Origin of the sequence: Acinetobacter bereziniae, from assembly GCF_016576965.1 — a bacterium.
Lineage (GTDB): Bacteria > Pseudomonadota > Gammaproteobacteria > Pseudomonadales > Moraxellaceae > Acinetobacter > Acinetobacter bereziniae.
In genome coordinates, this window is sequence record NZ_CP066119.1 from 2,633,317 (window position 1) to 2,651,882 (window position 18,566).

Here is an 18,566-nt window from a genome sequence, read left to right on the forward strand (position 1 = left end):
TAATTTAAACATCAATCATCACTAGTACCAATTCATCAAAGAAACACCTAAGCCGACATAAGTTGCACGATGATTATAATCAATCAAACTCTCACCATAACCATCAAACAATTGAAAATGCCCACGAAGTTTACCTTTGATTGGAAACGCCCAATCAAATTGCATCGCACCATGTGAATCATCACCACCTTTTAAAGAGTGGCGCAGCATCAGTGAAAAGTCATTATCATTCCAACGGTAGAATGCGGTTAAATCGCCACGCCCGATATAGTTTTTAATATCTGGATTATTATCGTCTTTGAAATCTTCTTCGATGCGATACCATGGACGGACCATTAAGGCAAAATTATCTTTTTCAAAACCAAGATTTAAAATCATACGGTTCCAACTACGTGAAAGCGGATCAGAACGACCATTAGATTGGTGATTTAAGGTTAATCCAAGCAAACGACCATTTAAACCTAATAAATTATAATTGGTTCTAAACATCAAGCTTGCTTCAGGCTCATAGTTTGTTTCACGAAATGGACGAGACTCTTCACTGTTATAAACCTGCCAACGCGAAGATTGTGTATAGCCCAGCCAAAGATCACCATTATTTCCAAACAGATTTTCCACTGCCTTAGTTTTTAAGGAAATTTGGAATTTAGCTTCCATTGATTTTAAATTTTGATTTTCATCTACAGTATTCTGTGGATTTGGACTATGTGGGAATTCATTTTTCTTGCTGGTCCAGAAAGCAGGAAGCAAATAAACAGGTTGATGTGCACGAATATTCCATGTGCCCAACTTACTGTCTTGAGACAACTCCCAACGGCGATCCAATAACGATGTGTTTGGGTCAATCTTATCACCATGAATGGCAAATAAATTTTCAGCAGTTTGCCCAATTTTTTCTTTAAGCGTTACTGGCTCTGGCTTTGCTTTCTCGATGTCCATCGCTGCCCGTTGTTCTGAAACCAGTACTTGCGCAGGAACTGCAGGCGTTTTAAATATCTTATCGTAACAGGCTAAACGATCAGCATTTGATTCTAGTGCCACACAAGCTTGAGTGCTTGCAGGATTCACTTGAGCCGCATCGTCTGCATAAACAGTGGTCACCAAACCAAAACTGAGCATCATTAAGATGCTCAGATTCACTGGTGTACGTTCAAAACTTTTGAACGACATAGATTTCTCCAGAAAGAATTTAGGGGCTGTGGACATTTCATAAATGGCTTGCGTTGTAGGTTAAAATTGAGCAGGTAAGGCATGAAATGAAGAGAATAGCGAGACTATTTTTAAGTTTCATAACGTAGCCTGAGATAATTTTAACCACAACCCTTCGGGACTAGCATGTTTTTTGTCGCTTCTTCGTTCCGAACTACTCATTTAGAATAACTAAATTTCGTATTTCGCGCCTAGAATCGCCTAAAAAACACACCTAGTCGCAAACATAGACGAATTGTCCACAGACCCTTTTTTGAGTTAATTTACTTTTTTAATTTCAAAACCTAATTGTTCTAACAACTCTTTTTTGGCAACTGGTGCTACGACTGCTTTTACAGGCTTTTGCTCAACCAAATAAGTTTGTGTTACACGCTTAAGATCGTCAATAGTAACGTTTAATAATCGTTCACGTAATTGCTTTCTAAACGCAGGAGTGCGTCCATGAAGCAAGGCATAACATGCCGTGATTGCTTCACCTGCTGGAGAACCAGGTTTATCCATACTTGAAACCAACCCCAGAATTGCTTCTTCAAGTTGATAAGCATGCTGCTCCTTGTTCAACAACCAATCCAAACTTGCTTCAAAGTCTTGGAACGTTTCTGCAAGACGAGGGTCGCGATAACTATAAAAGCGGAAAGCACATGCATTGCCATCATAACTCGCTCCACCCCCATATGCGCCGCCTTTTTCACGGATTGCACTGTGTAAGAAGCCATTACGTAAATAACCAGCCAGAACCATCAAAGGTGCAGCATCTGGATGTGAAACTTCCACCGCTTGATACGCAGAGGCACAGAACTGGACATTGGCTTGAATCAACCAAGCTTGATCAGCATGACTGTCATCTTGCTCAACCTTAGACAAATATACTGGTGCTTGATCTACACTCAATTTATCCCAAACGATTTGGACTTCTTCAACCAGACGTTCTGAATGATGTTCTTCACACACCAATAAGAACTGTTTTGGTGCAAGCATTAAACCACGATGAATTGATTTTAGTTCTTCAATGAATTCATCATAAGCCACTTCATCATTTTCAATTTTAGCAACCAGATCACCCAACCAATTTAAAGCACCCAAGCCTGTATTATCATAATCACGTTTTGCCAGAGCACTCATCTGACGCGATGCAATTTGCATTGCATAACTATGACCAGAGCCAGACAAACGTGAAGCCCAACGTGTCTTACGTTGTTGTAACAGTTCGATAATGCGATCTTTCTCATCAAAACGTAATTGCTCAAAAGCAAGCTTGAGTAAACCAATCGCATCAAATCTATCTGTCAATGATTTAGTGGTCAGGGTTAACCAAGCACTAATTTGACCTTTATCATCGGTTTTAGAACGCAATGATGCGCCCATGCCTAAACCGCCACTCACCGCAGTTTGAAGTTGTTGAAGTTGCAAATAATCATATTCACCAGCACCAACTTCCCCCATTAAAACGGACAATAAGTTGAAATAAGGTGATTTTACAATTTGATCAGGAATTTGAATCAGCACTTGTTGATAGTAAATACCATTAGTCCCTGCATGATACAAATTCAATGGCGTATCAACACCATTACAGATAATCTCACGCAATTGACCTTGTACAATTGGCAACTCAGCTGGAATATCTTCCAAACCCACTTTAGGCAATAGATCTAAATCATCGGGAGTCTCTTGACGAACTTTTAAAGCTTCTGTTTGTGCAATAATTTCAGCTTTATCAGCATCCGTTAAAGTTGCACCAATTTTTGCCAAACGTGCTTTCTCTTCTTGTGCTTCCAGTGCAGATTTATTTGCATCTGGTACAAGGGTCATTTGTACACGATGTGGATTATCCAATAAATGAACTTGAATTAAGTTCGATAACCACATTGGATCTTTGAGCTCTTCTTTGACTTCAGCAATAACGGTATCTACGTCCCATGCATGAATTGGATCATTGTGATGAATTGCACTACCTAGACCATTCAAAATCAGTGTTAAACCATATGGAGTACCATCACCACTGATTTCACGTTGATGCAATTCAATTTGATGTAAAATCGCATCAACCATATCTTTGTCAATTGGTTTTGAAGCAACGTCTTGTAAAATGTTCAACACACCTTGTCTAAATGCTTCGGCATGTTCAGGATTGGAGCCTTGTACACCACAATAAAAAGTCATCTCATAGTTTGAATCATCTACACCCATGATTGGACCGGTAGACTGCGCATAACCACAAGTCTCAAGATAATGACGTAGTGGTGAAGCAGAGTTTTCTAATAAAATCCCTTCAACCAAACGCATACCTAAACGTAATTTAACATCACTGGTTTTTGGCAATAACCACGACAAAATATGGTATGTCTTATCTTTTAAATCTTCTGCATCAACCGCATACGTTTCTTGTACTTCAATCGGTGCCGTTAAACGTTGCTCTTCTTTAGAATAGATCGTTTCGCCTTTCGTAAACTTAGAAAGTGCTAACTTTTCAAACTGCTCTTGTAAATGATAGGCAGATTGATCACCAAAAGTCATGAAGATTGCATTGCTTGGGTGATAATGTGATTTATAGAAAGTCACCAACTCATCATAACTCAAGTCTGGAATATCCTTAGGATCACCACCAGAATTATAATGGTAAGTGGTTTTCGGGAATAAATGATGTGCCAACTGGTGATAAAGTTGATCAGAAGGTGAACTCATTGCACCTTTCATCTCATTAAATACCACACCCTTATAAACTGGCTGACCATCTTCCAGCTCAATACGAATGCCTTCTTGTGCAAAATCCAAAGGATTTAAATTAGCAGCAAAAGCAGCATCCATATAAACTTCCAACAGGTTTTGGAAGTCTTTTTTGTTTTGTGTCGCAAATGGATACGCTGTCCAATCCGCCGCAGTAAATGCATTCATAAATGTATTTAAAGAACGTCGAATCATCAGAAAAAATGGATCACGTACAGGGAATTTCTCTGAACCACATAACGCAGTATGCTCTAAGATATGTGCCTCACCCTTTGAATCCATCGGTTGAGTACGGAAAGCAACCAGAAACACATTTTCGTCGTGATCGGTTGCCAAATGGTAGTGCATTGCACCAGTCACTTTATGTTTATATTCAGACACTAAAATGTCTAAAGCTTCTACATGGTGTTGACGTACCAGCTGAAACGCAGGATGAACAGTTTGAGATAAGGTTTCAGTGACATCTACAGTCATGCGATCTCCAATATTAAATGTTTATCTATACGTTTAAGTATAACTGAAACTTAAATAAATGCGATTCATTCCTAACACTAATTCTTAGTAAATCAATCAGGATTAATCAGGACTCGTCGTTGAAATATCAAGAATGAGCAATGAGTTAAATAAAAAAAGTGATGATCAAAAGATTCGATCATCACTGTAAAACTTAAATTTTTTATTGATAATGACTTGAATCTGATTTTTTATATAAGCGTCAGAAACTTTTGGTGATTAGTTTAATTTTTGCATTTTGAATCATCGATGCTCTTTCTATCGTGAGGCGACATGGATGTCGCCATGTTGAGCGTAGATATGTGAGCAAAAACAACGCACTGCTTTGTTTGCAGTGCAAGAATGTTGTTCAACAAAAAAGTGGTTATGAAAAGCGAAGCATCGCCTACACAAACCAATTTAAACTTTAGATATAAAGCTTTGTATTGCAAGCTTTATATCATCAAACAATATCTTTATCGCAATGATTTTATTGATCTAGAAATTATATTTACTATATGGATTTTTCAACAGATTGACTATAGCTTATTGAAAAATAAAATTATAAAAATCAATATTTAAGTTTTGGAGATTAATTTAGATCAATCCCCAAAAGCATAAAGCCCCTACATGAGTTCAGATGATGCGCATGTCTACTTATTGATTCTTCTAATCTTTAATTAAAGGCTCATTATTGGGCAAAGATTTTCAATTCACTATATCAAGTATTTGAAATAGTTATAATTGGGATGATTTTCAACAAATACATAATTTTGCTTTTGATAAAATGGAGCTGCATCTTTTTCGCTATTTAAGCACAGTGCAGAAAAATGAGATTTTGCTTTTTTTTCGAGGTCTTGCAATAAACGCTTACCTATACCGCTTTTACGATATTCAGGTAACACATAGAAACGACGTACACGACCGATTTTATGCTGTGTTTCAGGCTTTTGATTGGTCTCACTATCTTCGCTCATTTGAATATTGAGACCGCCACAAGCAATCAGTTTATCGCCATTAAATGCAACCAGTAAAAATTCACCTTGACGATTAAATTTATTTTTTCCTTGTTGATACTCATCAATCAACCGTTGAATAAATTGAAAACCTTCTTTTTCAGCAACCGCGGCTAAATCTTGAATTTGTGCAGGCAATTGATCAACCTGTTGAATTAAAATATTCACTCAATCTCCAATGTGTTTTAAAACGATAGACCATTGACTCAACTTGTATCTATTCTCGATATATAACCTGATGATATAGCGAACTCAAGATAGAGCTTGTGTTTGAATCTTAGGAACTATTCAACTACTGTGCAATAGCAGAACTTATAAAAATTCATGAATGTACTACTTGAGTCATAAATGAATTTTTTTCAACAATCTACTGTAAAGTTGAGCATTGGTGTAAACTTTAGTTTTTTAACATTGATGTGATGAAGAACATGGCAACAGTTGATCTTTTTGCAATTGGTAATGCATTAATTGACCAAGAATTTAGAGTTTCAGATCAGTTTTTGACTGAACAAAATTTGCAAAAAGGTACCATGCAATTGGCTGATGGTGATACTCAAGCCCAACTCTACAACAATTTAAATGCCAGCCAAGTTTATAAAGGACAAGCTTCAGGCGGTTCTGCTGCCAATACCACAGTTGCATTTAGTGCGCTGGGGTCTTCTGCATTTTATGCTTGCCGTGTAGGCAATGATGAATTAGGACGCATTTATCTTGACGGCTTGAATGATGCTGGAATCATAACTTCACAAAAATCGATCAGCGAAGGTGTGACGGGAACATGTATGGTACTTGTCAGTGATGATTCAGAACGCACCATGCAGACCTATTTAGGCATCACTGCAGAACTTTCAGCACAACAAATGGATTTTGAACCTTTAAAAACAGCACAATGGCTCTATATTGAAGGTTATTTATCCACCAGTGATACTGCTCGCTTAGCGGTCAAACAAGCACGTCAAATTGCACGCGAACACAATGTTAAAATCGCCCTTACCCTTTCCGACCCAGCAATGGTGCAATATGCTCGTCAAGGTTTAAACGAATTACTCGACGATGGCGTAGATCTGATTTTCTGTAATGAACAAGAAGCGATGCTGTATACAGAAACGGATACTGTCGAAGCTGCTTTGGCAAAGTTAAAAACCTTGAGCCGAGACGTCGTGATTACGTTAAGTGCAAAAGGCGCTTTAGTCTCCAATCAAGATCAACATTTTTATGTCCCTGGTCGTAAAGTCAATGCTGTTGATGCGAATGGTGCTGGCGATGCCTTTTCAGGCGCATTCCTATATGCGTTAAATTGTGGTGAAAATTTACAAACAGCTGCGCAACTTGCTATTCTTGTTTCTAGTGAGGTAGTGGCTAAATTTGGACCTCGTTTAGAAATTGCAGAATATGCGACTCTGCTCGAAACATTCAAAAAGGAATGTGCATAAATGGCTGAAAAAATTGCAATGACCGATGAAATTGAAGAGCGCAAAGCACGTGCCTTCGACACAATGACAGGTGATACAATTTTTATCACTCAACGGGATGGGGCTTTTTATGCCTATCAAAATGTGTGTCCACATCTTCAAACTGAGCTTGAGTTTCTTGAAAATCAATTTTTAGATCAAGATGGCGAATATATCCAGTGTTCAACACATGGCGCTTTGTTTGAAGTCGAAACAGGTGAATGTATTTCTGGACCATGCCTTGGTGATAAATTGGAAAAAGTGAATATTTCAGTTCATTCAGATGGTGGAATCTACATTGTAGATTAATAACCAAGGACAACTGCCATGCTGGAATTCTTATTTGAACATGAATTAATGCCCTTTCATTTGAGTGTTTTGGCGTTAATTTTACTTAGCATGGCAGAAACTTTTGGATATTATCTTGGTATCCGACCTAGTACGTTTCTTAAAAAAGTGTCTCCTGATTGGTTGATTGAATCCCCTCTTTTACAAGTAAAATTTTCAAAAGTTCTTATCTTCGTTTTTTTATTGCTTAACTTTAGTTTTGCAGGCTATTTTTTACAATTATCAATATTTGCCAGCAAACAAGAATTTGCTGCTTGGTATTATGTAATTTTACCTGCTTTGGTCATCGCAATTTTTTTTACTGTATTTATGATCCACTGTCTTGATCAAGTGATTAAACCCAAAATCACCAAGAATCAAGTGGACTTACTCGGACGCCTTGCAACAGTATCAAGTGGCAATGCACGACCTGGATTTTCCGCACAAGCGCGTGTCCGCGATGAAAATGGTCAACTCCACTATGTCCAAGTCGAACCTGAGTTCGGTGAATTAGAGTTTCAATCACAAATCATCTTAATACGTTTCAGAAAATCACATTATATAGCCAAGAAAATTTCCACATCCAACCAGCTATTTAGCTCAGATCAATATTAATTCAGCATCTATTTTTGTGATTAGGAGCTGTTGATTGATCATTCACACCTTGTACGCGTAAAAAGCGTATCATTTTACCCATTTTGAAATTTTGCTTTGAATACGCTTAAGATATGAATCGACTCGAGCTTGGCTTAACTTTTCAGCTTTGTAGATAGATAACATGTACAACTATGAGTTTGGTGCGCAGATACCCAATAATGCAATTTTCAATATCCGTTTTAGTGGCTGCCAAATGATTAGACAGTCAACCCATCATATCGGAAAAACAAATGCTAGCACTTTTGTAGAAACTAAGTCTGCAAATTGATTTTTTTACTTGAGAATCACATGCAGTCTTATCTTGTAATAACTCAAACGTTCTTCATAGGTGAATGCAGGAGAAAAATCTGCTGCATATAGATCTTCAACCACTACTTCATGACCATTGGCAATTAAGCTAGCAATTGCTGTCTTTGCCATGCGATGGCATAAACTATCATTGATTGGATGCGCAATGACAACTAAGCATTTCATAAAACCCCCTCTTTTATCCCATAAATAATGATTAATTAGTTAAGATGAACAAAATTTAACCAACCCAGCATACATCAAAAACAAAACGCAGAACTTATATTTCATAATCAAATAAATGCGACCTCATATTTAAATCATCAGTTTTAAATTTTTTAATCAGGGCTAATAAAGCCTTATAAAAATCAACAATTATTTTTCTGATTCTCTAAACTCTATTTCAATAAAAATAAAACATCGGAATTAAACCAACCATTTTGATCAGAATTATTTTTAATCAAGAATAATTCAAACCATTTTGGTTGGTTTAATAAAATCTAAACAATACCATTTTGGTTGGTTTTATTTTTATTAATTCTAAGTATTTTGATCAACTTTAAAATCATTATTTCTTAGTATATTTTTTAACACATTAAAATATTAAGTATCTGTTTTAATTAATTTTAATAATATATTTTTATTTTAAGTGTTTTATCTATTTATTTCTTGTTGTGTTTTGTTTAATAATATAAGCATATTTAAATAATAGGCTTAACGCATGAGCTTAAAACCTAATGATTTAAACCGTCGGTTAGTCAGAGAAATTGCAATCATATTAATAATTAAGATTGCACTTTTAATGACGATCAAACATATCTGGTTTGATGCACCGACTATTCCTAAAGATTTTGATAACCAAGTTGCTGAGCGTATTGCTGGCAGTCCTTCCCAAATCAAGGAGACACGTTGATGATTTCTGAAAGCGTGGTCGATCTTTCGCGGTTCCAATTTGCAATGACCGCGATGTATCACTTTATATTTGTACCTCTTACTCTCGGTCTGGCTTTTATTCTTGCCATTATGGAAACCACGTATGTGATTTCTGGTAAAGAAATTTACAAAGACATGACCAAATTCTGGGGCAAACTTTTCGGTATTAACTTTGCTCTAGGTGTAACCACTGGTCTAACTATGGAATTCCAGTTCGGTACAAACTGGGCGTACTACTCTCACTATGTCGGGGATATTTTTGGTGCGCCACTTGCCATTGAAGGATTGATGGCATTCTTTTTAGAATCAACTTTCATTGGTTTATTCTTCTTTGGCTGGGATCGCCTTTCAAAAGTTCAACATTTAAGTGTGACATGGCTAGTTGCACTCGGTTCGAATTTATCTGCACTGTGGATTTTAGTTGCCAATGGTTGGATGCAAAATCCTGTCGGTTCAGAATTTAATTTTGAAACCATGCGTATGGAACTTGTAGATTTTGGCGCTTTGATTTTTAACCCTGTTGCTCAAGTAAAATTTGTTCATACTGTTTCAGCAGGTTATGTCACTGGGGCAATCTTTGTTTTAGCCATTTCGAGCTATTACTTATTGAAAAAACGTGATTTACCTTTTGCGCGTCGCTCTTTCGCCATCGCTGCAATTTTTGGTTTAGCATCAACACTTTCTGTAATTTTACTGGGTGACGAATCAGGTTATGAACTGGGTGATGTTCAAAAAACTAAACTGGCGGCAATTGAGTCTGAATGGGAAACTCACCCAGCTCCTGCACCGTTTACTTTGTTTGGTATTCCAAACCAAGAAGAGCAACGCACTGACTATGCGATAAAAATTCCATACGCAATGGGTATTATCGCAACACGCTCATTGGATAAAGAAGTAACGGGTCTTAAAGACTTGATGGTTCAACATGAAGCACGTATCCGTAACGGTATGGTGGCTTATAGTGAACTTGAAAAACTTCGTGCTGGTGACCGTTCGCCAGAACTTATGGCTTCTTTCAAAGAAAATCAAAAAGATTTAGGTTATGGCTTACTTCTTAAGAAATATACTGAAAATGTAACTGATGCATCTGAAGCACATATTCAGGCAGCAACGAAAGATACGATTCCTAACGTAACAGCATTGTTCTTTTCTTTCCGCGCAATGGTTGCTTCTGGTTTCTTAATGCTACTTCTATTTATCCTTGCAACTTTTGCAGTAGCAAAACGCAATGCTGAAAATAAACCATGGTTACTTAAATTTGCACTATTTGCTTTACCGCTTCCTTGGATTGCAGCACAAACTGGCTGGTATGTCGCTGAAGGTGGTCGTCAACCTTGGACCATTGGTGAAGTACTACCTACGCACCTATCTGCATCAAGTTTAAGCACTGGTGATGTATGGGGTTCAATCATTGCATTAGCTGCGTTCTATACTGTGCTGTTGATTATTGAAATGTATCTAATGATCAAGTTCTCACGTTTAGGACCAAGTTCTTTACATACAGGTAAATATCACTTTGAAAAACTTGAAGCTCAACAAGCTCAAGCTGGGGAGGCTCAATCATGATCGAATATGAACTTCTCAAAATTATCTGGTGGGTTTTGGTTGGTGTCTTACTGATCGGCTTTGCCCTCACTGATGGTTTCGATATGGGCTCAATGGCATTGATGCCATTTGTAGGTAAAACAGATGACGAGCGTCGTGCAGCAATTAACACGATTGCTCCGCACTGGGAAGGCAACCAAGTTTGGTTTGTCACTGCCGGTGGTGCTCTCTTTGCAGCTTGGCCAATGGTTTATGCTACAGCATTTTCTGGTATGTATTGGGCACTGTTACTGGTCTTATTTGCATTATTCCTCAGACCCGTTGGTTTCGACTATCGTTCTAAACTTGAAAATACCAAATGGCGTAATTCATGGGATTGGGGTTTATGCATAGGGGGTGCTGTACCTGCACTGGTGTTCGGTGTTGCCTTTGGTAATATGTTCTTGGGTGTACCATTTACCTTAGATGAAACTGTACGATCAACCTATACAGGTAGTTTCTTTGCGCTACTCAATCCATTTGCTTTAGTTTGCGGTATTGTCAGTTTATCGATGCTTTGTGCACATGGTGGCGCTTGGTTAATGCTTCGTACAGATGGCGTATTACGTCAACGCTCTGCAAAAGCAACTCAACTCATGGGTACAATCTTTTTGGTCTGTTTCTTAGCTGTTGGTGCTTGGCTCTACTTTGGTGGAATCGAGGGTTATACCTTAGTCAAACCATTTGATACCAATGCTGTTGCAAACCCATTGGCAAAAGAAGTTTTGACTACAGGCAACCATGGTTGGATGAATAACTATTCAACTTACCCGATCACAATACTTGCCCCAGTTTCAGCAATCTTGGGAGGCATCCTGATCATCTTCGGTGCAGGAAAAAATAAAGCAGGTATGAGCTTTACTGGTTCGACTCTGGCTGTAACAGGTTCAATTTTAACTGCTGGTTTTGCACTGTTCCCCTTCTTAATGCCATCCAGTATCAATCCTACTGTAAGCTTGACCATGTGGGATGCTGTATCCAGTAAAAATACCCTAACAGTAATGACCGTTGTAGCTTCAATTTTTGTTCCAGTGATTTTAGCCTATACCACATGGTGCTATTACAAAATGTGGGGCGTCATTACCAACAAACATGTTCAAGAGAACTCACACAGCCTGTACTAAGGCTGTGTCAAAGCAAATAGGAGAATATTATGTGGTATTTCGCTTGGATTTTAGGGATCTTGATGGCATGCTTTGCAGGTGTCTTGAGTGCCCTTTATATCGAACATCATCAAGATTTGGATGAGGAATAAACCATGGCAGAGATCGCAATGACAACAAAAGAAAGGAAGCCGAACAAGTTTGCAATGGCCATTTCGTTTTTGATGGCATTGCCACTTGCAGCAGTATTACTCATCCACCCTGGTGCAATGCTTGATGCCAATGGACACTACAACCATAGTGCCCTAATGATGGTCATGATTGGCATTTCAGGTGGGTTTATACATGGTGTAGGATTTCTGCCACAGTTTTGGTTATGGAAATGGTTGTTTAGCCCTTATGTGGCATGGCCACTTATGTTGTGGGGCTATTACACTTGGTTCTTAACCTAATCTAAAAAACAATAAAACCCTGATTTATTCAGGGTTTTATTGTTTCATATCAACTCAAATCCTATCCGCTATACTCTTTTTCATTTCAACTAAATGTAAACCCACAATGGGGATACCTACATTTGCACTTAAAGGATAATCATCAATGTGCCCTGTTGATTGATAACCACGCCGCTCATAATATGCAATCAGCTCATGACGAACACTGAGCACCCACATTACAAAATGCGTTAAATCAGGATGAATAGACAGCATCTGATCACGTACATAATGTTCTGCAAAATCAAGTGCCTTCTTACCAACACCATGATTTTGCATTTTCGGTGCTATACAAAATGTGCCAATTTCGACTTGGATTGGATTAAATGTTAAACCTATACAGCCCACGATCTCTTCAGCGTGCTCAACAACAAATAATTTGAAATGATCATCTGCCAACATTTGTGCCAATTGTTCAGCATTGATTCGAGTGCCAGTGACCATTTCTACTTCACTGGTCCAACTATTTTCCTGTTGTTGCCGATAGGCTGAATTGATCAAATTAATCAATTTCTGAATATCTAAAATTTGTGCAGTTCTAAATTTAAGTGAGTGTTTCATTGAATTTTAGGTCTATCATTTTATTGTGAGCAAATGACTTTATAAAACCTAATGGCTATTTTGAAAAGCGGTTTTGAAGAGTAATCTTCAATCGTAGATTTGAATAGAAATATTAAGATCGGATATCTTCTTTAAACAAGAAAATAATTCCTTTAATCAATCAACTCTTAAAAAAGACCATCGAGATGGTCTTTGATATTATCTAAAAAATTTCTACTGTCACAAGCGTCTGCGAAGTGTCAATTGACGCTATTGATCAGCCAACCAAGTCATAAACTTTTGACGTTCTGCTTTGCTTGCTTTTTGCCAAATTTGAATCAATTGTTGATCAGCAGCATTGCTATTGGTTACAGCTGGTACACTTTTTGGCGAAGCATTTGAAACAACTGCGTGAGATGGTGCGGTATATACTGGCGCAGGTTGATTCACAGGCGCTTTATTACTTGTGGTTAAATCAATCACACGCCCAAATACGCCAGAACCAAACCAAGGTTTTGCTTCAGTATTGGCACCTGTTTGTTGAACCACGAGTCGATTATTATTGTCTAAAATTGCAATCGTTGGCTGTTCTGCATATTTTTTTGCATCATCAAAGTTATTTGGAGCACCCACCAGAGCCAACTTATAATTTTGTCCATCTTTTAAATCAGGTGCTGTAATCGTGACCACACCTGATTTTAAAATATCGTGTTCACCATTTAAATGCTCAAAATATTGCTGATAACGTACACTCACAGCAGTCTGACCGGGATCAACTTGATACTCGTTCTTTTTACGAATCAAACCTGAATTGACTTCTTGATCATTCACAGCCAATACAACAATTTCTTCTGGCGCAGATAGCGTAACTGCTGCAAAAACTGACCCACTCAACATTAAACCCAATGCAGCAATTCCGTATTTAAATGCCATGTTGCTCTACTCTTATGTCAAAAATATGTAAAATTTATTGCACTATGCAATGTGGTGATGACAGTTTTATGACAACAACTGGCGTTTTATCATGAAGCTTAAATCATTGGTTTTTTATTTTTGTTTATAGGATTTATTTTTTAGTCACCATATTGATCAAAAGCATCTGATTTGACAGAGATTTACCCCAAGTCTATGTCAATATAAAATCGATTCTTGCTTAAAATATTGAATCTTTATTTGACATATAAAATGGTAATTTTATCCTTGTGCAATTTATCACAACACTTTAAATGATCATACCGACCATATTTTTTAAAAGTGACAGTTTTCATTACAGTGATTTAAAAATCAGAACAATTTATCGTAAAAATACAATAGCACTATGGTGTATGTGAAATAACAATTGATTTTTGGCATCTACAGCATATATCTGATCTTGTATTCATCTGAAATAATACCACTCATCTCTTTGTCCTAAAAACACATGTCAAAGCTATATTGACTCTACTATAAGTAAACAGGAACTTCGTGTACAAATATTCGAACAAAGAAGTTCATCATTCTAACAAAAACAACAGGGATATATTCACTATGGAACAGAAACCTACTCCTCGATATAAAGCGATATTAACGGCTTGTATCATCGGCATAGCTTCAATTTCAGCAACATCAATCACAACTCAAGTGGTGGCAGCAAACAGTAATGTAACTTCGATTACACCAGCCCAGCTTTCAAGTGTTGCCTATAGCATGAATGCCAATATGGCACAGCGTAATTTGACAACATCTGAAAGAACTCTGTATCAGCAATTGTATAATATCGCCAATAGCCAAAATTCATTATACAACCCATCTATTTTTTCAATCGTTCAGCAGTACGAAAATGTTCGCAGCAAAATCCGTCAACAATTTGCAGTCGTACAACAGTTGGCTGAGAATACCTACGGCACCCGTGCCCAACAGAAAGTTTTACTGGCAACCAATGCATTTATCTTGATGTATTACGATGCACTCAGTCGGAACAATCCCAAATTTTATTGGCCAAATCTAGGAGTTTTCGTCGCTAATGATGTACGTTCTACATATGCATTGAGCTATTCTTTATCCAATGCCTTAGATCCTTTGAATGTCAAAAACGGACAAAATGTTGTCATTGCTGGAATGCCAATCCCAACATTGCAATCGACCATCGCCAAAGCCAATAATGAGTTAATTCAAGGACAAGCCAATGTGATGGCAGATATCGGTGGGCTAAGTGTCATGCATCAGCATTATGATTCAACAATTTTGGCACAACAGCTCAGTGGCTACGGTGCAAACCTGTCTCAAGCATTTAAATTACAGAAACTTGCAGATGAGGAAGCATTGCGATCTGGAATTTACTCATCACAGTTTAAAAAGCTCGCAACCAATGCTGCTATCAGTTTTGGTATACATGAACAGGAAAAAATTTTACAACCGATGTGGGACAAGCCTTTGATGCGAGACTTTGCCAACATCAACAATTTTATGCTGTCATTAAGCCTAGAGAATTTAGGCTTAAGGGGGGATATTTTTGTTGGGGTGAATAAATTTAAACTGATTTTTACACCTTATCTCATTATTCGCGCACCCTTTACAGCCACAAATCTCGCTAATTTACAGCATCGAATCGCTATTGCTCGTAATGGCTTCAATGTCTTAAACGAATGGAAACAAAATATCTTTTTTGCACCGTGGATTCCGATTTATCAAGCACAGATTGGTCGAGGTGAAGGATTGTACCAGCCAATAGGCGCGAGATAACAATTAGCTCACTGTGCATAACATTACATTTTTTTCAAAGCGACTACATTTTGAGCACAGTTCTTGCTTGTTTAAATGGGTGTATATCGCACAATAAAAATACTCAACAGAAAAGAGGTGCAACATGATTTTTAAAGACCATATTGTCCGTGTTGAAAATATCAAGACGATGCAAATGCTAAATGATGCAAAAATAGATCATCAAGTGATTGCATTGTTTATGACCTGTGAAGGTATTCCTTTATCCACAGAAGACGTCAGCTGTATTTTAAGACAGTATGATTGCCTAGGACAGCACAAAGTTTCAGCTCAAAAGGCAAAAGCTTTGTTGCAGGCTAAAATGGAGCATTTTGAGGACTCAAAATTACCTTGCCCTGCTGCTTATTAGTTTATATCAGTATGAGCGTCGCACTTTAACTCAACTTTTAGTGGCAAATAGAATTCAGCTTGTATTTGCCACTTTCATTAAAAACCGTTTAACACTGACAACCTCAACACTGTTATTTTTGCAAAGCGATGGTGAATATTTGGTTTTCAATATGATAATGCAACCCTAATTGCTGCATTTTTTCTTCCAATAATTCAGAATGGTCAATATATTTCAAAGCGACTCGTTGACCAATATAACGATTTTCGATTGAATTAATTTGAATCTGTCGAACTGTCCTCAGTGGAAAAATACCATAACCACATTCAATGTAATTTGGTGTTGGAAAAATTAAAAAATGATCCCATACTGATACTTCTAATGTATCAATCAGTTGAATGCGATAATTAAGATTTAATCTTTCAATCTCATTGAAAAGCAATACGATTGCATCAATCATCATCAGATATGAATATTTTATAAAACATTCATTTTAAGCAATCAGCTTTCCTCAATATAGATGTGTATAATGAAAAATCCTCAATAATTTTGTATTTAGCCCTATATGCTTCAAATTCTACAGAAACAGCTTGATGAAAGTACATTTTGCCCACTGTGTCAGGCAAGTATGTATTATGTCGAGGCTGTGGAGTTTGAAAAAGACGTTCAGTTCCATCAGTGCAGTCATTGTCATCATCAAGTGTTCCCCAATAATCAAGGCAACTGTCATTGTGAAACGTGTCAAAATAAACGACGTAAATTAATTAAAGAAACGCGCCTGCAAGAAACAAGAAAACTCAAAAGAAAAGATGATTTTGAATTGGGTTTAGATCAACTCAGCTTTTTACATAAGTTATTTTTATTGAGTATTTTAGACAATCAAGTACATGAAAATACCCAACATCAAGAGTTTATTGATTGGGAAATCATTAAATATCAATCAATTACACCCAATTATTATTTTCAAAGTCAACTTCTCAATCAATTGATTAAAGAAAACGTTCTTGTGCCAAAAGATTTTAGTGATGATGCACATCAATACTATATCAATGTCCGTTTAGATGGTTATTCCGAACCCAGCCTCTTTAGCATTACCACACAGCTTCGCCATTGGTTTTATGAAAATTTAAGCCAAGGAATACCATTCAGACATTCAGAAGAAGTCAAAAATACACTCTACGTGTTGTTATATCAAGAAATCGTGCAATTTACTCAACATTATTGTCGTACTTGGGGAATTCAAATTTCGGGCAATAAGAACTTCCAAACATTTTGTTATCGACTACTTGATGTTTTGGCTGTAGGGCAAATTTTCTATTTGATTCAGACCGCTTTGGAATATTTATATCAGAAAAAAGCCTTGCAAGTCCGAAATGAAAATTTTATTAACACCAATATTCTAAAAAAAACCGTTCAGCAATATCGTGAACGTGCTGTCGCAGAAAAATGGGAAACATCGACGCTACCTCGCCCACCCAACATCCCTTTAAGTCGCATGAGTGAAATTCTGTTTTATCATTTTTTAGGCTACGATGAAGGAATTTTCTTCCAACCAGTGTGGAAGTCTTGGAAAAAGATTGAACCGCGCTTAAACTTTTATTCACAAAAACGCTGTATGTACTGTGGTTCAAATGAACTCACTGTTGAATATGATGCACAAAATTACGTGACATTGCTCTGTCGAAACTGCAAGCATCAAGATCACTACTTTACTCAGTAAGGACTTTATATGAATCATCCTGAAAATATTACCCATTCTCAAACGGATCAACTTCATATCCAGACTGATGTTATCTTACAGAAAGTTGTGGATGCTTGGACAGAATTACAAACCCAACAACCGTTGGTACACTGCATTACCAACAGCGTTGCAGCCAATTACGCAGCCAATATTTTATTGGCGGCTGGTGCATCACCGGCGATGATTGATAATCCCTTTGAAGCAGAAAGTTTTGCCTCTATTGCAGCGGCATTGAGTATTAATCTTGGAACACCAACATCTGAACAAATGCAAGCCATGCAAATTTCAGCACAGACTGTTGCAAATAAAAATACACCTTGGGTACTTGATCCTGTGGGTTATGGTCCATTTCTAAAATGGCGTAGTGAAATGGTCGATCAATTGGTTTTACTTCATCCGACTATTATTCGTGGCAATGCATCTGAGATCAGTGCGCTCGCAGGCAACCAAGTTGAATCCAAGGGTGTTGATAGTGCAGTGTCAAGTAATGAAGTTTATTTACAAGCTCAAGCGCTGTTAAATCATAGTGAATGTGTTGCAATTTCTGGTGAATCCGATTTCGTCCTTTCAAAAGAACTTCATCATGTGATTCAAATTAATGGGGGAAGTTTTTTACAGCCTAAAATTACGGCGACAGGTTGTGCTTTAGGTGCTTTAATTGCGGCATATAGCACTGTGACCACTCCAGCAATTGCCACTATTTCTGCACATATTCACTTTGCCATTGCTGGAAAATTGGCTTTTGAAAAAGCCTCGGCTGTGGGAAGTTTTAATGTGGCGTTCCTCGATGAAATTTACCAAATGAGTGCCAATAAAATTTGGGAATACAGTGATATTCAAGTATTAGGTCTCTAAATTAATCTGAAATTAATTAGAGGATAATACTGAACAGCATGTAGAAGATTTAATTGCATATTTGTCT

The 18,566-nt window shown here is 37.3% G+C and carries 19 protein-coding genes; 12 read left to right on the forward strand and 7 right to left on the reverse strand.

Features of this window, described 5'->3' with window-relative positions; all coding sequences use genetic code 11:
- Positions 1-21: 21 nt before the first annotated feature.
- The 3 genes from I9192_RS12435 to I9192_RS12445 all read right to left on the reverse strand — a co-directional run bounded on the left by I9192_RS12435 (position 22) and on the right by I9192_RS12445 (position 5,609).
- Entirely contained in the window at positions 22-1,170 is a 1,149-nt protein-coding gene (locus tag I9192_RS12435; protein WP_200149842.1) for a phospholipase A, read from the reverse strand.
- Positions 1,171-1,467: 297 nt separating this feature from the next.
- On the reverse strand, positions 1,468-4,407 hold the full coding sequence (locus I9192_RS12440; protein ID WP_005031987.1) for an insulinase family protein: 2,940 nt from the start codon (positions 4,405-4,407) through the stop codon (positions 1,468-1,470).
- A 734-nt stretch (positions 4,408-5,141) separates the two neighbouring features.
- Positions 5,142-5,609: a GNAT family N-acetyltransferase gene (locus tag I9192_RS12445; RefSeq protein WP_005031989.1), complete on the reverse strand. Its 468-nt coding sequence runs from the start codon at positions 5,607-5,609 to the stop codon at positions 5,142-5,144.
- Between the two features lie 260 nt (positions 5,610-5,869).
- Between I9192_RS12445 and I9192_RS12450 the strand changes: the two genes are divergently transcribed.
- Genes I9192_RS12450 through I9192_RS12460 form a run of 3 tightly spaced genes read left to right on the forward strand, consistent with a single transcriptional unit; the run spans position 5,870 to position 7,834 of the window.
- A complete protein-coding gene (locus I9192_RS12450; protein ID WP_005031990.1) occupies positions 5,870-6,874 on the forward strand; it encodes an adenosine kinase in 1,005 nt (334 codons plus the stop codon).
- Between the two features lie 18 nt (positions 6,875-6,892).
- Positions 6,893-7,201 carry a Rieske (2Fe-2S) protein gene (locus I9192_RS12455; RefSeq protein WP_010591332.1) on the forward strand — a complete coding sequence of 103 codons (309 nt, stop codon included), beginning with the start codon at positions 6,893-6,895 and terminating at the stop codon, positions 7,199-7,201.
- 18 nt (positions 7,202-7,219) lie between these two features.
- On the forward strand, positions 7,220-7,834 hold the full coding sequence (locus I9192_RS12460; protein WP_151781504.1) for an OB-fold-containig protein: 615 nt from the start codon (positions 7,220-7,222) through the stop codon (positions 7,832-7,834).
- 315 nt (positions 7,835-8,149) lie between these two features.
- On the opposite strand, the gene I9192_RS22335 is transcribed toward I9192_RS12460, so the two are convergent.
- Positions 8,150-8,350, reverse strand: a complete 201-nt coding sequence (locus I9192_RS22335) for an NAD(P)H-dependent oxidoreductase (RefSeq protein ID WP_227567169.1) — start codon at positions 8,348-8,350, stop codon at positions 8,150-8,152.
- Between the two features lie 535 nt (positions 8,351-8,885).
- Here I9192_RS22335 and cydP point away from each other — a divergent pair.
- From cydP to I9192_RS12490, 5 genes are read left to right on the forward strand one after another with little or no spacing between them, the layout of a single operon-like run.
- On the forward strand, positions 8,886-9,077 hold the full coding sequence (cydP, locus tag I9192_RS12470) for a cytochrome oxidase putative small subunit CydP (protein WP_004830439.1): 192 nt from the start codon (positions 8,886-8,888) through the stop codon (positions 9,075-9,077).
- Positions 9,077-10,663 (forward strand): cytochrome ubiquinol oxidase subunit I, encoded by a 1,587-nt coding sequence (locus I9192_RS12475; protein WP_004830438.1) that lies wholly within the window; start codon positions 9,077-9,079, stop codon positions 10,661-10,663. The genes cydP and I9192_RS12475 overlap by 1 nt, the downstream gene beginning before the upstream one ends.
- Positions 10,660-11,805 (forward strand): cytochrome d ubiquinol oxidase subunit II, encoded by a 1,146-nt coding sequence (gene cydB / locus I9192_RS12480; RefSeq protein WP_004830436.1) that lies wholly within the window; start codon positions 10,660-10,662, stop codon positions 11,803-11,805. Before I9192_RS12475 ends, cydB begins: the two co-directional genes overlap by 4 nt.
- Before the next feature lie 29 nt (positions 11,806-11,834).
- Positions 11,835-11,936, forward strand: a complete 102-nt coding sequence (cydX, locus tag I9192_RS12485) for a cytochrome bd-I oxidase subunit CydX (protein WP_002120988.1) — start codon at positions 11,835-11,837, stop codon at positions 11,934-11,936.
- A 3-nt stretch (positions 11,937-11,939) separates the two neighbouring features.
- Entirely contained in the window at positions 11,940-12,236 is a 297-nt protein-coding gene (locus I9192_RS12490; RefSeq protein WP_004830434.1) for a cyd operon YbgE family protein, read from the forward strand.
- 54 nt (positions 12,237-12,290) lie between these two features.
- Here the strand turns inward: I9192_RS12490 and I9192_RS12495 are convergent, their stop codons facing one another.
- Both I9192_RS12495 and I9192_RS12500 read right to left on the reverse strand, forming a co-directional pair.
- Entirely contained in the window at positions 12,291-12,836 is a 546-nt protein-coding gene (locus I9192_RS12495) for a GNAT family N-acetyltransferase (RefSeq protein WP_100885372.1), read from the reverse strand.
- A gap of 249 nt (positions 12,837-13,085) precedes the next feature.
- Complete coding sequence (locus tag I9192_RS12500) at positions 13,086-13,748, reverse strand: YccT family protein (protein WP_151806864.1); 663 nt, start codon at positions 13,746-13,748, stop codon at positions 13,086-13,088.
- A 594-nt stretch (positions 13,749-14,342) separates the two neighbouring features.
- Here I9192_RS12500 and I9192_RS12505 point away from each other — a divergent pair.
- On the forward strand, positions 14,343-15,536 hold the full coding sequence (locus I9192_RS12505; RefSeq protein WP_139421408.1) for a hypothetical protein: 1,194 nt from the start codon (positions 14,343-14,345) through the stop codon (positions 15,534-15,536).
- Between the two features lie 124 nt (positions 15,537-15,660).
- Positions 15,661-15,924, forward strand: a complete 264-nt coding sequence (locus I9192_RS12510) for a hypothetical protein (protein WP_005031999.1) — start codon at positions 15,661-15,663, stop codon at positions 15,922-15,924.
- Positions 15,925-16,036: 112 nt separating this feature from the next.
- On the opposite strand, the gene I9192_RS12515 is transcribed toward I9192_RS12510, so the two are convergent.
- On the reverse strand, positions 16,037-16,366 hold the full coding sequence (locus I9192_RS12515; protein ID WP_227567167.1) for a DUF6678 family protein: 330 nt from the start codon (positions 16,364-16,366) through the stop codon (positions 16,037-16,039).
- Between the two features lie 102 nt (positions 16,367-16,468).
- Here I9192_RS12515 and I9192_RS12520 point away from each other — a divergent pair, with 102 nt between their 5' ends.
- Together I9192_RS12520 and thiM are read left to right on the forward strand one after the other, a co-directional pair.
- Complete coding sequence (locus tag I9192_RS12520) at positions 16,469-17,623, forward strand: hypothetical protein (protein ID WP_200149843.1); 1,155 nt, start codon at positions 16,469-16,471, stop codon at positions 17,621-17,623.
- A 9-nt stretch (positions 17,624-17,632) separates the two neighbouring features.
- Complete coding sequence (thiM, locus tag I9192_RS12525; protein WP_200149844.1) at positions 17,633-18,499, forward strand: hydroxyethylthiazole kinase; 867 nt, start codon at positions 17,633-17,635, stop codon at positions 18,497-18,499.
- Positions 18,500-18,566 lie beyond the last annotated feature (67 nt).

Coding starts and splice junctions, on each gene's coding strand:
- cydP (WP_004830439.1), top strand. CDS start 8,886: ATGAGCTTAAAACCTAATGATTTAAACCGTCGGTTAGTCAGAGAAATT.
- I9192_RS12435 (WP_200149842.1), bottom strand. CDS start 1,170: ATGTCGTTCAAAAGTTTTGAACGTACACCAGTGAATCTGAGCATCTTA.
- cydB (WP_004830436.1), top strand. CDS start 10,660: ATGATCGAATATGAACTTCTCAAAATTATCTGGTGGGTTTTGGTTGGT.
- thiM (WP_200149844.1), top strand. CDS start 17,633: ATGAATCATCCTGAAAATATTACCCATTCTCAAACGGATCAACTTCAT.
- I9192_RS12500 (WP_151806864.1), bottom strand. CDS start 13,748: ATGGCATTTAAATACGGAATTGCTGCATTGGGTTTAATGTTGAGTGGG.
- I9192_RS12455 (WP_010591332.1), top strand. CDS start 6,893: ATGACCGATGAAATTGAAGAGCGCAAAGCACGTGCCTTCGACACAATG.
- I9192_RS12510 (WP_005031999.1), top strand. CDS start 15,661: ATGATTTTTAAAGACCATATTGTCCGTGTTGAAAATATCAAGACGATG.
- I9192_RS22335 (WP_227567169.1), bottom strand. CDS start 8,350: ATGAAATGCTTAGTTGTCATTGCGCATCCAATCAATGATAGTTTATGC.
- I9192_RS12515 (WP_227567167.1), bottom strand. CDS start 16,366: ATGATGATTGATGCAATCGTATTGCTTTTCAATGAGATTGAAAGATTA.
- I9192_RS12475 (WP_004830438.1), top strand. CDS start 9,077: ATGATTTCTGAAAGCGTGGTCGATCTTTCGCGGTTCCAATTTGCAATG.
- I9192_RS12490 (WP_004830434.1), top strand. CDS start 11,940: ATGGCAGAGATCGCAATGACAACAAAAGAAAGGAAGCCGAACAAGTTT.
- I9192_RS12460 (WP_151781504.1), top strand. CDS start 7,220: ATGCTGGAATTCTTATTTGAACATGAATTAATGCCCTTTCATTTGAGT.
- cydX (WP_002120988.1), top strand. CDS start 11,835: ATGTGGTATTTCGCTTGGATTTTAGGGATCTTGATGGCATGCTTTGCA.
- I9192_RS12440 (WP_005031987.1), bottom strand. CDS start 4,407: ATGACTGTAGATGTCACTGAAACCTTATCTCAAACTGTTCATCCTGCG.
- I9192_RS12495 (WP_100885372.1), bottom strand. CDS start 12,836: ATGAAACACTCACTTAAATTTAGAACTGCACAAATTTTAGATATTCAG.
- I9192_RS12520 (WP_200149843.1), top strand. CDS start 16,469: ATGCTTCAAATTCTACAGAAACAGCTTGATGAAAGTACATTTTGCCCA.
- I9192_RS12505 (WP_139421408.1), top strand. CDS start 14,343: ATGGAACAGAAACCTACTCCTCGATATAAAGCGATATTAACGGCTTGT.
- I9192_RS12450 (WP_005031990.1), top strand. CDS start 5,870: ATGGCAACAGTTGATCTTTTTGCAATTGGTAATGCATTAATTGACCAA.